The sequence below is a fragment of the Nonomuraea sp. NPDC050153 genome (assembly GCF_044460125.1).
Lineage (GTDB): Bacteria > Actinomycetota > Actinomycetes > Streptosporangiales > Streptosporangiaceae > Nonomuraea.
This window is the reverse complement of record NZ_JBITJQ010000004.1, coordinates 25434-40532: the sequence shown is the minus strand read 5'-3', so window position 1 is coordinate 40532 and position 15099 is coordinate 25434. Positions and strand designations below refer to the sequence as shown.

Below are 15099 nucleotides of genomic sequence, written 5' to 3'. Positions count from 1 at the left end.
GCCCTCTGGAGAGTGAACATGAGCTGGCGCGAGCTCGCCCTCATACCGGCGCTCATACCGGCGCTCATGGCGCTGCCGCTGGTCCCGCAGCAGCCGGACCTCCATGTCGAAGCGCTCTCCAACCGCGCCGACCTGGTCTCGGGAGGCGACGCGCTGGTCAGGGTCACCGGCCCTTCACGGGTGCGGGTCGAGCTCAACGGCGCCGACGTCACCTCGCGCTTCGCGCCCGGGACGGACGGCACGCTGACCGGGCTCGTCGACGGCCTCTCGCCCGGCGAGAACGTCCTGACCGTCCGGCCGCCGCGAGGGCGGGCCGAGCGGCTGACCATCACCGACCACCCGTCGGGCGGCCCGGTGTTCTCGGGCCCGCAGGTGCGGCCGTGGCAGTGCCAGACGGCCGAGAACGGCCTCGGCCCCGCGCTGAACGACCAGTGCGCCGCCGCGCCGGTCCGCAGCGAGATCACTCTGGGCAATGGCGTCATGGCCACCCTCGAACGCGGCGCCGTCAACCGCGGGATCTACGACGTCCTCGTGCCGGCGAACTGGAACCACAAGCTGGTGTGGGTGTTCGGGGCGGGCACGGGCCAGCAGTACCGGCAGGGTGTCTCCCGCGGGCTGACCATGCCGGAGGCCCAGGAGGCGGCCGTCAAGGGGTTCGCGGTGGCGTCGTCCACGATGACCGACAACTACCTGCACAGCAACGACGTCACCTCCGCCGAGACCGTCATGATGGTCAAGGAGCACGTCGTCGAGACGTACGGCGAGATCCGCTACACCATCGGGCGCGGCGGCTCGGGCGGGGCGCTCCAGCAGTACCTCGTCGCCGACGCCTACCCGGGCCTGCTGGACGGACTCCTGCCGACCCAGGACTGGCCGGACCAGATCGTCGGGGCCTACCGGGAGTTCGGCGACTGCGCCGCCCTGGTGCGCGCCATGGACTCCGCGCCGCTGTGGACCGACCCCGACGACAGGACCGCCGTCTTCGGGCACGGCGGCACCGGCGTCTGCGCCACCTCCACGGGCCGCGCCCCCGACTACATGAAGCCCGACGACGGGACGTCCTGCGCGGGGGAGGCGAGCTACGACCCGGTGCGCAACCCCGGCGGCGTCCGCTGCACGCTCCAGGACTTCATGATCTCCATCTACGGCGCCCGGAGGGAGGGCTGCTCGGGCGTGCCGTGCGCCGGCGTGGAGGGTTGCTCCGGTGCGTCGTGCGCCCGCCCGCAGGAGTGCTCCGGCGTGCCGTGCGCCCGGCGGCCGTGGGACAACGTCGGCGTCCAGTACGGCCTGACCGCGCTTCGCGACGGGCGCATCAGCGCCGAGCAGTTCGCCGACCTCAACCAGCGGGTCGGGGGCTTCGACATCGACATGAACCGGACCCCTTCGCGGAGCGCGGCCGATGCCGGAGCCGTCGAGATCGCGCACCGCACCGGACGCGTCGTCTTCGGCCGTGGGCTGGCCCAGGTGCCGATCCTCGTGCTCCGCGGCACCGACAACAACGACTACCACTACCCCTGGCGCAGCCTCGTCCTCCGCAACCGCCTCGACCGGGCCAACGGCCACCACCGCAACCAGGTGCTCTGGACGAACGGCAGCGACGGCTCGCCCCTGGACGTCATGGACCGCTGGCTCGCCGCCGTCGAGGCCGACCACCGGCCCACCCCGCTGCCCGGCAAGGTCGTACGCCACCGGCCCGCCGAGGCCGTGGACGCCTGCTGGATCTCCGGGGCCAAGGTCACCGACCAGGCCGCCTGCGACCAGGCGTACCCGCACAAGGCGGACACCCGGGTCGCGGCCGGCGAGGGGCCGACCAGCGACCTGCTGAAATGCCGCCTGAAGCCGCTGCGGCGGGGAGACTACGGCGGTGTCACGTTCACGGACGGGCAGTGGGCGGGCCTGCGCGCGGCCTTCCCGACGGGCGTGTGCGACTACTCCCGCCCCGGGGTCGGCCAGGCGGATCCTGCCACGGGCCGGCTCCGCCCGCCACAACCCTGGCTCACCTTCGCCACGGGCCCCGGCGGCACCCCTCTCGGCCCTCCGCCCTCATCCCACCCCCTCCCTTCCTGACGCCCTTTCACCTCGAAGCGCCCTCACCTCGAAGCGCCCCTCCGCCTCAAGAGGATCGAACATGAGACCCACCAAGATCATGGCCTCCCTGTCCGCCGCCCTGTCCGCCGCTCTGGGCCTGACCTGCGCCCCCGCCCTCCCCGCAGCCGCCGAACCGGCGCCGGTGGCGGGGACCACCACCACCTCCCTCCCCGCCGACCCGTTCTTCGCCTACGACCGCCCCGCCGAGTACGGCGTCCACAAGGAACGCGTCACCGTACCCCTGCGCGACGGCAGCCACCTGGCCTGCGACCTGCACCGCCCGGCCGCCCCCGACGGCACCCCGGCCCCCGGCCGCTTCCCCGGCATCGTCTACGACTACAACGCCTACAACCAGCTCGGACCCCAGGGCCAGGCCGCCGCGTACTTCGTCACCCGGGGCTACGTCGCGGCCGTGTGCAACGTCCGAGGCTCAGGCGACTCGCCCGGCTATCTCGACCCGTTCAGCGGTCAGGAGCAGCGCGACAACTACGACCTCATCGAGTGGCTGGCCGCCCAGCCCTGGTCCACGGGCCGGATCGGGCAGACGGGCGTCAGCTACGGCGGGCACTCGTCCCTCCTCGTCGCCGTCAACAAGCCGCCCCACCTGGCCGCCGTCATCCCCGTGGACGGCATCAGCGACTGGTACGAGAACACCATCTACCGGGGCGGCATCTACTCTGCCAGGATCCGCGACTGGCAGCGATCCGTCGCCCCCGACACCCTCGTGACGTACGCCCAGCACCCCCTCTACGACGACTTCTGGCGCGAACGCAGCGTCAAGTCCCGCTGGAAGGACCTCGACGTCCCCGTCCTGGAGATCGCCGGCTGGTACGACCGCTACCGGCAGGGCATGGTGGACAACTTCCGTGCGCGCGGGCGCAACGTCTGGCTGGTGTCCGGCCCCTGGGTGCACGGCTGGCCGGCCGGGCAGCCCGCCGACATCGGCAACGGCGCCTACCTCGCCTGGTGGGACCGCTGGCTGGCCCGCCGTCCCGGAACCCCGCTGCCCGCGGCCAAGGTGACCTCCTATGAGGTGCCGGGTACGGGCTGGCAGCAGTTCGACAGCTGGCCTCCTGCGGGAACGCGACCGGTGCGGCTCGGCCTCGGAGCCGACGGCGCCCTGACCTCCGACCCCGGCAGGCCCGCCACCCGCACCTTCGAGGTCAACACCCAGCCGGCCCCGGGCGGGCCGGGCCGGCGGCTGTCGTTCGCGACCGGGCCGCTCCGGCGCGACCTGGTCCTCGCGGGCGAGGTCGAGGCGAAGGTACGGGCCTCGTTCACGGCGGCCGACGGCAACATCGCGGTGGTGGTGCAGGACATCGCCCCCGACGGCACGGCGACCCGCATCACCCAGGGCTGGCTGAAGGCGAGCCACCGCTCCGGTCACACACGCGCGATCCCGGTTCGCCCCGGGAAGACGTACGACCTGGACATCCGCACCTGGCCCACGCACTACCGCGTCGCGGCCGGGCACAGCATCGGCGTCACGGTGTCCAGCGACGACTACCCGGAGATCGACTCCGACGCCCCGGCGGGCCAGGTGTCGCTGAGGCTCGGCCACGGCGGCTCGACCATCCGCCTGATCACCCGCTGACCGCTCGGCAGCACGGAGACCGGGAAGCCCAGCACTTTGGGCTCACATGCGGGACAGCAGCTCGGCCTTCTTCGTCTGGAACTCCTCCTCGGAGAGCAGCCCCGCGTCCCGCAGCTCGCCCAGCTTGGCGATCAGCTCGGCCGCCTCGGCACCCGACGGAGCCCGTAGCCCCTCGGGGACCGTCGGGGCGGCGTCGAGCGCGGGGGCGTCCTGGGCCGGAATCGCCGCGAGGACCGCGGCCGCAAAGGGTAAGGACTTGTGCGTAGCCCCAAACCCGAGCCCGAAGAGGACGGAGGCCGGGTCCTTGTTCGGATCGGGATCCGCCTGCCGCCCGCGAACCCGCAGCCGGAGACATCCGCTCGTGCCCTCCGGCGCGTGCCACTCGACGTTCTCCAGATCGGCGACCGAGAACCGCTGGTCACCCATGGAGTATTTGACCGTCGACGCCGCCGACCAATACCACGTGAACGTGATGGCCGCCCCGTCGAACGTCGCCGCCCCGTCCCACCCCTTGAAGGTGCGGGGCACCGGCGGAGCCTCGACCATGAACCGCGTCACCGGCCCGGAATCACCGATGGCCGCCCGCAACTCGTCCGCGTAGTAATCGGCGAGCGTCTCCCTGTCGGCGGGCAGCACCAGCCGCCAAGGATCGGCCGATTCCTGGAGCTGCCCGGCCGCCGCGGTCATGACCGGATCGGCACCTCGTCTGGGCACCACGCGCAGGACCACGGTGCCCTTCTTCCCGGCCGTCAGCGTCACCTCGGCGATCGCCGCATAGGGAATGACCCGTTCCCCGAGCTCGGAAACGAGTTTGGGGACCTTGGCGCCTTCGGGCCTGATCCGCAGCGAGTCCGCCTCGAACACCCAAGCGCAACCCTGGCCCGCCAGGACATCATCCACGAAAACAGGCTAGGGGATCGAGACCACATATGGCATTCGTCCCGTCGATAGGCACAACCAGCGGGGGCGGATCAACCCTGGGCGAAGGCCGGCACACCGCAGGCGTCCTCTGCGGCGACGTAGAAACCCTCAGGGGTGGTGTAGGTGGCGACGGCGTCGGCCTCGACGAGTTTGCGCGCGGCGGTCAGGTCGGTGACGGCAACCGTGTGGGCTCTCGGCAGGGCATCAGACCTTCTCGGCTCCTGCTCGCGGATGATCGGCCAGGAGCAGGCGAATGTCCTCGACGTCGGAGGTCAGGATCGTCACCTGGCCCGGATGCTGGAGAGCAGTCGCGCACAGCATGGCGTCGATGGCGTACTTGTGACCGTGCAACCCCGCGCTCCGCAGCAGAGTGGCGGCGGACTGGGCGACAGCCTGCATGACCGGCTCCACGCGAAGGCGCGACAATGTCCACTTCAACGCGACGTCGTTGATCTTTGGGTGAATCACCTCGACCAGCACTGCTGCTGAGGTCACAACCGGAAGGTCCGCGTCACGGGCCGCCGCCAGCCACTCATGCACCTCCCGATCCCGTTGCACGGCCTTCGCCAAGCCCTCGCTGTCCAGGACCAGGGCACCGCTCACGCGGCGGCCCCTTGCCCGGGGGCATCGCCGGCGAGCCGAGCCCGCTTGACCGCCACGGCCGCGGGATCGGCAGGGCCGTGAACCTTCTCGAAGTCGGCGATCAGCTCGTCCAGATTGTCCCACTCGATCTGACGCTGAGCAGCTCTCTCCAGGTACGTGGACACGCCCCGCTTGCCGACCCGCTCGCGGATCGCTTGCAGAGTGCCGGCGGTGAGGGTGATGGAGATGCCGCTCGCGGGGCCGTCACCGGGAAGAAATTCAACGTCGTCAGCCACGGGAACCATTATGGCATTGGAAATGCCATAACGTGGAACATGCTCGTCGGCGGCAGCCGTGGAAGTGTTACGCCAGGGCACGATCACGTTGTCGTCCGATGCCGACGACCTCAGGAGTCGAGGTTCGGGGCGGGCCGGGCAGGCTGGGCCTGCTGCGGCACATGGAGGTGTTCGAAGTCTGTGACCGACTCGGATCGTTCGGTGGCTGAAAAGTCTGTGGGATGAACTCGGCGGGCTCGTCGAACGAAAACGGTAGTCCTGTCAGCCGAGCGCGTCGATCTCCGCGATCAGAGCCGGCTCGGCACTGTGTGCATCAACCCAAGTCATGGCAGGCCCCTTTTCGGATCGGGGGAGTTGGATAGGTGCCTCGGCCTGGCACCGTGTACACCAGCCCCTGGTCGCGGAGAAGCGTCAGTGCTCGCCGTACGGTGCCCTTGGCCACGTCGTATTGCTGCGCGAGTTGCGTTTCGGATGGCAGCGGCACGTCCTGCTCGAAGTCGCCGGCTTGGACCTTCGCGGCCAAGTCGTCAGCGATCGTCTGGAATCTCCACCCTGATCTTGCCTGGCGCGACGCGCTCTCTGGCCCAACATATGAGCCCTCACCCCTGATCGTGTAGATGATGCCCGCGTCGCGTAGCTCTCGGACCGCCCGCCGGGCCGTGATCCGCGCGACGCCGAACTCGCTCACGAGGTCAGCCTCGGACGGTACGAGCGCGCCCGGCTGGAGCACGCCGTCGTCGATCCGCTTGCGCAGCACATCGGCGAGTTGGTTGTAGAGCGGCACGGGTCCACGAGGGTTGAGCACGTCGGAATCGTAGTTGTACCGATACGAGCCATCATCGGCGACTACGTTCCTTGCTAGGACTAGGCGTTGTCTTAGATGGATTAGAACAAGCTATGCACCGGCTGGAACGGGCATTGTTATTGTGGCTCATGACGTTCAATGCCACGCGAACCGATGCCGGAGGTCCGGCCCATGGCAGGCCCAACCGCAGATCTACGATTCGAACCCTTGACGGCTGAGATCCATGCCGTGCTCGAGATGCACGGATACCGGCTGCCTCCGGGAGAGGATCACATTCGCCAGCTCGTCATGGCCCGCGTCGACCTCGCACTCAAGAACCCCGTCGAGATCTTCGAAGGAAGGGTGCGGTGACATGACGCGCGAGATTCCTGACTTCCACAGCCCGCACGCCGCACCGCCCCAGCCGGGCCACCTGGTATTGGCCTGGTACCAACCAGACCGCCGGGCTTTGCGTATCCGCGTCGTCTCGTGGACGTGCGAATGCCGGCCGACGACGTACGAGCGATGCGGCGCCGCTGGTCAGGGCTTCGTTCGCCGTACCGACCGCGACAAACAGACCGTCCACGAAACCGTGTGGACCTTGACCGCGACCGCCAGGCACACCTTCGAGCGGATCCTGCGAGGTGAGGCTCGATGAGCAGCTCGATGACGTCGGTACCAATCGGCCTTATTCTGGAACGAGGCCGAGAGGAAGGAATGACGATGAGCGCCACGTTTGGCATGTCGCTTCCTGCCCGCGCGGATGACAGGCATCCCCTGCGGACCATCCGGGAGATCCGCGAGTCCCTGCCCGACGACCAGTTGGCCCACTTCGACGCTGAGCTCGCCGAGACCGACATCTCCGAACTGGAGTCCATGCTCACCCGTTGGGCCACGTTCGCCAACGACGGTTTCATGGACTTTCTACTTTCGACTCCCTTCGAAGGCTTGGAGTTCGGCGCTCGCTCTTACGATGAGCGGCAGGACCGCGAGTGATCTATCTGCTCGACACCAATGTCGTTGCCGAGCTCACCACGAGGCCGAAGCCTGATCCCAACGTCATCGCCTGGGCCCGATCGATTCCCCAGCCGGATCTCTACCTGAGCGTTCTCACCGTTGCCGAGATCGAAGCAGGTGTCGCGGCCGTGGCTGACCCGCTGCGTAGAACGCGATACGCGCCAGCTCCGCGTGGACTACCTGGGCCGGATCGCGGCGGTCGGCGAGCGGGAGGCCAGCGCGTACCTCGCCATCCATAAGACGCTCAAGAGCGCGGGAATGAGCATCGACCCACCTGATGCCCTCATCGGTGCGACTGCGATGGCGAACGGCTGGACCCTTGCTACCCGCAATGTCAAGCACATGGACCGGACGGGCGCCCTTGTGGTGAACCCCTGGGAGGGACCCGCATAAGACAGTACAGCCTCCTCGTGGTACCTGCGGTCACACGTGCTAAAGCAGCTTCTTGAAGAGCATGAGGCAGGGTGCCTTCGCCGCAGGCTCGCCTTCGAGGAGCAGTTGCACCGCGCCCAGGCCGGCCTCGAAGCTTCAACAAGGGGACATCGCATGGCTATAGATGCCGCCGCCTACCGCACCTGCAGGGAGCCGTCCCCGCCGAGGATCGCTGTCCATGTGCCGCTCATCTCACACCCTGTACACACGACGAAATAAGTCCAGACTGAACGGTCAACAAGCGTTGCTGATCCAGACGGCAGGGTGGGCATCAGTCGGCCCACCGCCTCGTCGGTCAACGGGTGGGCCTGATGGCGCCGAAGGCGCGTGGGGTTGCGCCGGAGGCGCCCCGGTAAAGACAGTCCGAGCGGAGCGAGGTCCTTTTGTTCGGGGCGGGTGTCAGCGGGCCCACCACCCAGATGGGCAACGGGTGGGGGAGCCCCGGCCCACCTACTACCCGGTTACACGGTGGCGTGGCTGCCGCGGACCAGGCGGCCGACCTCGGCGCGCAGGTGGACGAAGTCCGGGTGCTCGCGGGTCGTGATCTGGTCGCGGGGGCCGGGCAGTTCCACCTTGAGGTCGCCGACCACGTGGGCCGGGGCCTTCGACAGGACGACCACGCGGTCACCCACGTAGACGCTCTCGTCGATGTCGTGCGTGATGAGCACGATCGTCATCTGGTGGTGGCCGCGGACCTTGAGGACGAGGTCCTCCAGGTCCTCGCGGGTCTGCGCGTCCACCGAGCCGAACGGCTCGTCCATGAGCATCAGGGCCGGACGGTACGCCAGCGCCCGCGCGATCGCCACCCGCTGCTGCATGCCTCCCGACAGCTGGAACGGATATTTGCGCTCCGCGCCTGCCAGGCCGACCGACTCCAGGGCCTCCTGGGCGGCCTCGCGGCGCTGGCGCTTGTCCATGTTCTTGCGGCGCAGCGGCAGCGCCACGTTGTCGGCCACCGACATCCACGGGAACAGGGAGCGGCTGTAGTCCTGGAAGACCACGGCGAGATTGTCCGGCGTCTGGCGTACGAGGTTGCCCTCGACCTTGATCTGGCCGCCAGTCGGCGTGAGCAGCCCGGCGATCGAACGCAGCAGGGTCGACTTGCCCGCCCCGGAGGGGCCGACGATGCACAGCAGCTCACCCGCGGCGACGCTCAGGTTGAGGCCCTCGATGGCGTGGTGCGCGTTGGGGGTACCGCCGCCGTAGACGTGGGAGAGGTTGTCTATCTCGAGCAATGGAGTTCCTCAGGGGGCGAGACCATGGACAACATCGAGCCGGAAACACTCTATCCGAGCGGGAATCGGCATACTTGTAAACGCCTGCGATCTTACTCTCACGTGCCGGTGAGTTGCTGGGCGGCGTGGTGCCAGGCCAGCACTCGCCGCTCGACGACCAGGAAGAGCTCGTTGAGGGCGTAGCCCAGCACTCCGAGCAGCACGATCCCGCCCCACATGGCGGGCAGGTCGAAGGTCTGGTACGCGGCCGTGAGCTGGAACCCGATGCCGTTCACGGTGCCGGGCAGCAGCTCGGAGAAGACCATGACGATCAAGGAGAGCGACAGCGCGAGCCGCAGTCCCGCGAACATCTTGGGCAGCGCCGACGGCAGGATCACCCGGAAGAGCCGCTCGGTCCGGGTCAGCCGGAACACCTGGCCGGTCTGCAGGTGCAGCGGTTCGACCGAGCGGGCGCCGTCGGCGGTGTTGAGCAGCACCGGCCAGACGATGCTGAAGACGATGAACGTCAGTTGCATCCGCAGCCCGAACCCGAACACCACCACGAAGACCGTGACCAGCGCGGGCGGCGGGATGGCCCGCAGGAACTGCAGCACCCCGTCGAGGTAGTCGTACGCCCTCGCGGACAGCCCCAGCGCGAGCCCGAGCACGACCCCGGCCAGCGCGCCCCCCGCGAACCCGGCGGCCATCCTGCCCAGGCTCGGCAGGATGTTCCCGATGGCCTCGTCGGTCAGGAACAGTCTGCCCGGCGGGCCGGAGAACCACATCGCGTGCATCCTGACCACGATCGTGCTGGGCGGCGGGAAGAACGTGCTGCCCGCCAGCCGCGTGGCCGCCTCCCAGACGAGGATCAGCACGACCAGCACCAGCGACCGGAACGCCGTACCTCGCATGCCCCTGGTCCTCATGCCGTCTCTCCCAGGCGCGCGTGGTGCCAGCGGAACGCCCACCGTTCGGCGGCCACCAGCAGCGCGTTGACCAGTACCCCGAACAGCCCGACCCAGAACACCGCGGCCAGGATGTCGGTCATCCGCGCGGGCACGGCGATGCCGGCGAAGAAGATGAACACGCCGATGCCCTCGCCCCGCCCGGCCACGATCTCGGTGCTGACGATCAGGATGAGCGCTACTCCGGCGGCCAGCCTGATCCCGGTCGCGATGAAGGGCGCCGACGACGGCAGCGACACGCGCAGCAGCACCGCGAGGGGCCCGAAGCCGTACGAGCGCAGCGACTCCTTGGCGAGGGGGTCGACGCCGCGCAGCCCGTACATCGTGTTGTAGAGGATCGGCCACAACGAGGCGTAGACCGCGAGCGTGACGCGCACCTGCAGTCCGGTGCCGATCAGGAGGGATACCAGGGGGATCAGCGCCACCGACGGGATCGGCCGCAGGAACTCCACGACCGAGCGGGTGGCGGCGTCGACGACCGGCACGCTGCCGAGCAGCAGCCCGAGCGGCACCGCGATCACCGCCGCGACGCCGAGCCCGATCGCCCAGGCGAGCAGGCTCGTCAGGGCGTGCGCGCGGAAGGCGGGATCGGCCATCAGCGTCACCGCCCGCCCGAGTATCGCCGTCGCGGGCGGCAGGTTCTCCGGGTCGACCAGCCCGGTCCGGCTGACGACTTCGATCAGGGCGGCGAAGGCGAGGGCCCCGCCCGCCCGGCGCGACCAGCGTGTGGCGGCGGACGCCGGGCGGGAGGGGGCCAGGGTCTGAGCGCTCACCCCGACGTGGTGGGCGACATCAGCGACTTGACGTCGATCGCCTTCGAGAGCCACTTGGCCTCCAGCATCCAGTCAGCCACGCGTTGCAGGCGGACCGGGTTGTCGTTGCTGGAGAAGTACGGGAACGTGACCGTGGCCGCGGTGGCCGCGTCGATCTGGGTGAAGTTCGGCAGCACCTTGGCCACCACTTCGCGGTTGTTCTCCATGAGCTTGGCCGCGTTGTGGATGGCCCGCTGGAACGCCGCCGCCGTCTTCGGGTTCTTGTCGTACCACTCCTGGGTGCTGACATAGCCGGAGATCGGGAACTCGGCCGCGGGACCCGACGCCGGGTCGAGGATCTTGCGGGCGCCCATTGAGGACGTGGCCGCCGTGACCATGGGCTCGCCCAGGTACGCGGCGTCGATCTGGCCGCCCTTCCACGAGGGCATGATGTTCTGGAACGTCACCTGGACGTACTTGATCTTGGCCGGGTCGACGTTGTTGGCCTTGAGCACCTGCGTCAGCGCCAGTTCCTGGAAGTTGTGCAGGACGTTCACGTTGATCGTCTTGCCTTCGAGGTCTTTCGCGGTCTTGATGGGCGAGGTCGGCAGGGCCATGATGCTGAGCGAGTCGGGGGCCGCGCGAGAGCCCTCGGCCAGGATGCGCAGCTTCAGAGCCTGCTTGTCGTGCGCCTGGAACATCGACACGTAGTTGCCGAACATTGCGTCGATCTCGCCCTTGAGCAGCATGGGGATGGCCTCTGGTGCGGCCTGGACCACTTGCGGGGTGACCTCCAGCCCTTCCTTCTCGAAGAGCTTCTGGTCGATGGCGACGTAGATGGCGGCGCTGTCGATGGCGGGCAGGGTGGCGACCTTGATCTTCGTCTTCTCCAGGCCGCCGGCGGATGCGGACGGGGCCGCGCTTGGTGTCGTGGAGCCGCCCGTGCTGCACGCAACGGCGCCGAGTGTCAAAGCTAACCCGATGATGGCGGCCCTGGCGGGACGGCCAAGCCTCATGTCAGGGACTCCCTTCAGATGGAGCCAGGCGGGGGGACCGGGTGGCTTCTGCTCCCGGGGGCTGTGTGCCTGACGCACAACAGGGATAGACCGTAACACCAAATCTGTAGTCATTATCGCGAAAACGATACCTGTGGTTGCAATGTCGGGTTCTCGTTCTATCGTGAAAATTTGATGAGCGGTAAGAGATTGATGTTTGTCCGGTTTGTGAAAGGAGGGGATCGGCGGGACGACTGTTACTGATGAGGCTAGTCAGTCGAATATTCCACGAGCGCGGAAGAGGCTCGCTGGACGCTCTTCTGTTGCCTGTTTCACCAGTTAGAGGGTAACCTCACCGATTCTGCCGAAATATTTGGACAATCGGGGATAAACGCCTCAATGGGGCACTAGTAGTGGTTGGCCCGCGCCAACTGCTGTGCTCAAATGACGCCTATCTAGACGTACATAATGCCCCACGTGCATTTACCTGCATGGTCACCGAGAATTCCCCTCCAGGGGCGAGAGGTTGCGAAGGCAAGTGAGAACGCAGAGCGCTGGAGCTTCCGCCGACCGCGAGCCGCACGGGCATCAGAAGCGACGGTTGCCCAACCCTCCTTCACGCAGGTTCGGGCTGGGTAACTGGCACGTGCGGTCGCGCCTGATCGCGCTGATCGTCGTCCCCACGGCCGTGGCCGTGGGTCTGGGCGGACTGAACGTGTTCACCTCGCTCAGGGACGCCAACACCTATCAGACCCTCAGAGAGGTGGCCGAGCTCAGCCAGCAGCTCGGCGCCGTCACCCATGAGCTGTCCTTCGAACGCGACCAGACCGCCCTTTACATCGCCCAGGGCCGCCCGGCCACCCGAGAGGCCCAGCTCCGCACGACCTACAGTGGTGTGAACGGCCTCATCGACGAGGCCAAACAGCGGGCGCAGGCGCTCTCGGACACCCACGCCGAGGCCGTACGGCCCGTGCTCCGCCGTCTGGAGGAGATCCCGACGCTGCGCGAGACGGCCGTCAAGGGGAAGATCCAGCCCCTCCCGATGATCCAGAAGTACTCGCAGATCATCGCGGCCCTGCTCCAGTTCCACGACCAGGTCGGCCAGGTCGCGGTGGACGACGAGGTCTCGGACAGCGCCGGCGCGATGGCCGCCATCTCCCGGGCCAAGGAGCAGGCCTCCAAGCAGCGCGGCGTCCTGGCCAGCGCGCTGGACAAGAAGGGCTTCGACAGCGGCGAGCTGGACGCGCTCACCGACGCCAAGTCGCGCGAGGAGAGCGAGGAGACGCTGTTCGCGACCCTGGCCACCCTCGACCAGCTTGAGCTCTACCGCAACACGGTCGTGGGCAGGGACGTCGACCAGACCGACCTGTTCAGGCTGCGGGCCATGGCGCAGTCCGCCGAGGGCAAGGAGCTGAGCATCGGCGTCCGGCCGGACAAGGACGTCTCCACCTGGTTCGACGTCAGCACCGGCAAGATCGACGCGCTGCGCAGCGTGGAGAAGGACCTGTCCGCCTCCGTCATCCTGCGCTCCCGCGCCTTGGAGGAAGGCGCCAACCGCTCGGCGCTGATCTCCGGCGGCCTCATCCTGCTCCTGCTGATCGTGGTCACCGCGATCATCTCGCTCATCGCCCGTTCGCTCATCAGGCCGCTGCGCAAGCTGCGCGGCGAGGCCCTCGACATCGCCGGTCACCGCCTGCCGGAGACCGTGCAGCAGCTGCGCGAGAGCAGCGACGGCGTGGCCGGTCCCGTCGTCCCCATCGGCGTGAACACGCACGACGAGATCGGCGAGGTCGCGCGGGCGTTCGACGAGGTGCACCGCGAGGCGGTCCGGCTGGCGGGTGAGGAGGCCCGCCTGCGGAGCAACGTCAACGCGATGTTCGTGAACCTGTCGCGGCGCAGCCAAACGCTGGTGGAGCGGCAGATCACCCTGATCGACGGGCTGGAGCAGGGCGAGCAGGACGAGTTGCGGCTCGGGAACCTGTTCAAGCTGGACCACCTGGCCACCCGCATGCGGCGCAACAGCGAGAACCTGCTGGTGCTGGCCGGCCAGGACCCGCCGCGCCGCTGGAGCCAGCCGGTCAAGCTGGTCGACGTGGCCCGTGCCTCGTTGTCCGAGGTGGAGAACTACGAGCGGGTCGTGCTGCAGGTGCCCGACGGCGTCTCGGTGGCCGGTCAGGCCGTCAACGACGTCATCCACCTGCTCGCCGAGCTCGTCGAGAACGCCCTGTCGTTCTCGCCGCGCGAGACCAGGGTGACGGTCTCCGGCAGCAGGATCGACGGCGGCGGCGTGATGCTGTCGATCACCGACGCCGGCATCGGTATGACCCAGGACGAACTGGTCCAGGCCAACGACCGCCTCACGGACGCGCCGAGCGTGGACGTGTCGGTGTCGCGCCGCATGGGCCTGTTCGTGGTGGCCAGGCTGGCGCACCGGCACGGCATCCGGGTGCAGCTGCGCCCGCACGCCTCGGGCGGCCTGACCGCGATGGTGCTCATCCCCGAGAACATGCTCGGCTCCCAGGTTCCGAACATCGCCGGCATGCCCTCCTTCTCGGGCAACCAGCCTCCCGCCCTCGCGGGCGCGGCGAGCGGCGGTCCCGGTGAGCAGCCGTACTCGGGGCCGCACCCCGCGCCGCCGGCAACGGACTGGCCGCAGGCCGCGCCTCCGGCCCCGGACTGGCCGCAGCCCACGTACCAGATGGGGCCCGGCCAGATGGGGCCCGGCCACCCGTCCTTCCCGTCGAACCCGGAGCTGAACGGCAACTGGCCGCCGACGCAGCAGTGGCAGCCGGACCCCGGCGCGTGGCCGTCCGAGCCGCGCATCGGCAGCGGCTACGACAGCTCCGACGTCTGGACCCCGCCCCGCAGCCCGTCCTGGAACGGCGACCGCGCACTGCCCAGAAGGCCCGTGCCCGAGCCCCCGCCGGGCGGATGGGGCCGCGACACCATGCCGCCGCAGCGGCCGGGCTTCGACTTCCCCGAGACCGAGTCCGGCAACCCGGGCTCCATCCCGGCCGCCCCGCCCGCCTCGGCGGGAGACGACTACTTACCCATCTTCGCCGCGGTGGAGTCGGCCTGGTTCGGCCGCAACAACGGGGCGAGCTGGGGTTCGAGCAAGGCGGACGAAGGATGGAGCGCGGCGGAGGCAGTGGTGGAACCGGTACGTGACGGCCAGACGGCGGCGGGCCTGCCCAAGCGGGTGCCCAAGGCCAACCTGGTGCCCGGCTCGGCTGACTCCTCGGCGTCGCCGAAGGGCGTGACACCGATGCCGTCGGTGTCACCGGACCGCATCCGCAACCGGCTCTCGAGCTTCCAGCAGGGCTTCCGGGCGGCACGCGACGACATCACCGAGGGCAGGGCGTTCCCCTCTGGCCCGAGAAACAATGACAGGGAGGAGGGAGCATGAGCGAGCGACCGATCAACACAGCCGAGTGTCACTCATGCGTCCGACGAAGGAGG

The 15099-nt window shown here is 68.8% G+C and carries 15 protein-coding genes; 7 read left to right on the top strand and 8 right to left on the bottom strand.

Features of this window, described 5'->3' with window-relative positions:
- Positions 1-18 precede the first annotated feature (18 nt).
- On the top strand, positions 19-2067 hold the full coding sequence (locus ACIBQ1_RS12255; protein ID WP_397276830.1) for a DUF6351 family protein: 2049 nt from the start codon (positions 19-21) through the stop codon (positions 2065-2067).
- Positions 2068-2128: 61 nt separating this feature from the next.
- The gene (locus tag ACIBQ1_RS12250) at positions 2129-3682 is read left to right on the top strand and encodes a CocE/NonD family hydrolase (protein WP_397276828.1); all 1554 of its coding nucleotides are present in this window, start codon (positions 2129-2131) and stop codon (positions 3680-3682) included.
- 42 nt (positions 3683-3724) lie between these two features.
- Here ACIBQ1_RS12250 and ACIBQ1_RS12245 read toward each other — a convergent pair whose 3' ends face one another.
- From ACIBQ1_RS12245 to ACIBQ1_RS12230, 4 genes are all read right to left on the bottom strand, one after another.
- Positions 3725-4582, bottom strand: a complete 858-nt coding sequence (locus ACIBQ1_RS12245; RefSeq protein WP_397276826.1) for a DUF4429 domain-containing protein — start codon at positions 4580-4582, stop codon at positions 3725-3727.
- Between the two features lie 225 nt (positions 4583-4807).
- Positions 4808-5206 carry a PIN domain-containing protein gene (locus ACIBQ1_RS12240; protein ID WP_397276824.1) on the bottom strand — a complete coding sequence of 133 codons (399 nt, stop codon included), beginning with the start codon at positions 5204-5206 and terminating at the stop codon, positions 4808-4810.
- Positions 5203-5481 carry a hypothetical protein gene (locus ACIBQ1_RS12235; protein WP_397276822.1) on the bottom strand — a complete coding sequence of 93 codons (279 nt, stop codon included), beginning with the start codon at positions 5479-5481 and terminating at the stop codon, positions 5203-5205. Before ACIBQ1_RS12235 ends, ACIBQ1_RS12240 begins: the two co-directional genes overlap by 4 nt.
- 313 nt (positions 5482-5794) lie before the next feature.
- The gene (locus ACIBQ1_RS12230; protein ID WP_397276820.1) at positions 5795-6265 is read right to left on the bottom strand and encodes a GntR family transcriptional regulator; all 471 of its coding nucleotides are present in this window, start codon (positions 6263-6265) and stop codon (positions 5795-5797) included.
- Between the two features lie 228 nt (positions 6266-6493).
- Here ACIBQ1_RS12230 and ACIBQ1_RS12225 point away from each other — a divergent pair, with 228 nt between their 5' ends.
- From ACIBQ1_RS12225 to ACIBQ1_RS12210, 4 genes are all read left to right on the top strand, one after another.
- On the top strand, positions 6494-6637 hold the full coding sequence (locus ACIBQ1_RS12225) for a hypothetical protein (protein ID WP_397276818.1): 144 nt from the start codon (positions 6494-6496) through the stop codon (positions 6635-6637).
- Between the two features lies 1 nt (position 6638).
- Positions 6639-6923 (top strand): hypothetical protein, encoded by a 285-nt coding sequence (locus tag ACIBQ1_RS12220; RefSeq protein WP_397276817.1) that lies wholly within the window; start codon positions 6639-6641, stop codon positions 6921-6923.
- On the top strand, positions 6920-7261 hold the full coding sequence (locus tag ACIBQ1_RS12215; protein ID WP_397276815.1) for a hypothetical protein: 342 nt from the start codon (positions 6920-6922) through the stop codon (positions 7259-7261). The genes ACIBQ1_RS12220 and ACIBQ1_RS12215 overlap by 4 nt, the downstream gene beginning before the upstream one ends.
- Before the next feature lie 120 nt (positions 7262-7381).
- Positions 7382-7675, top strand: coding sequence for a PIN domain-containing protein (locus ACIBQ1_RS12210; protein WP_397276814.1), 294 nt, complete (start codon positions 7382-7384; stop codon positions 7673-7675).
- A gap of 500 nt (positions 7676-8175) precedes the next feature.
- Here the strand turns inward: ACIBQ1_RS12210 and ACIBQ1_RS12205 are convergent, their stop codons facing one another.
- The 4 genes from ACIBQ1_RS12205 to ACIBQ1_RS12190 form a co-directional block, all read right to left on the bottom strand.
- A complete protein-coding gene (locus tag ACIBQ1_RS12205; protein WP_319718892.1) occupies positions 8176-8949 on the bottom strand; it encodes an ABC transporter ATP-binding protein in 774 nt (257 codons plus the stop codon).
- A 98-nt stretch (positions 8950-9047) separates the two neighbouring features.
- Positions 9048-9854, bottom strand: a complete 807-nt coding sequence (locus tag ACIBQ1_RS12200) for an ABC transporter permease (protein ID WP_397276812.1) — start codon at positions 9852-9854, stop codon at positions 9048-9050.
- Positions 9851-10666, bottom strand: coding sequence for an ABC transporter permease (locus tag ACIBQ1_RS12195; RefSeq protein ID WP_397276810.1), 816 nt, complete (start codon positions 10664-10666; stop codon positions 9851-9853). Before ACIBQ1_RS12195 ends, ACIBQ1_RS12200 begins: the two co-directional genes overlap by 4 nt.
- Entirely contained in the window at positions 10663-11661 is a 999-nt protein-coding gene (locus tag ACIBQ1_RS12190; protein ID WP_397276808.1) for an ABC transporter substrate-binding protein, read from the bottom strand. Before ACIBQ1_RS12190 ends, ACIBQ1_RS12195 begins: the two co-directional genes overlap by 4 nt.
- Positions 11662-12241: 580 nt before the next feature.
- On the opposite strand from ACIBQ1_RS12190, the gene ACIBQ1_RS12185 reads away from it, so the two are divergent.
- Complete coding sequence (locus ACIBQ1_RS12185) at positions 12242-15046, top strand: nitrate- and nitrite sensing domain-containing protein (RefSeq protein WP_397276807.1); 2805 nt, start codon at positions 12242-12244, stop codon at positions 15044-15046.
- Positions 15047-15099: the final 53 nt, after the last annotated feature.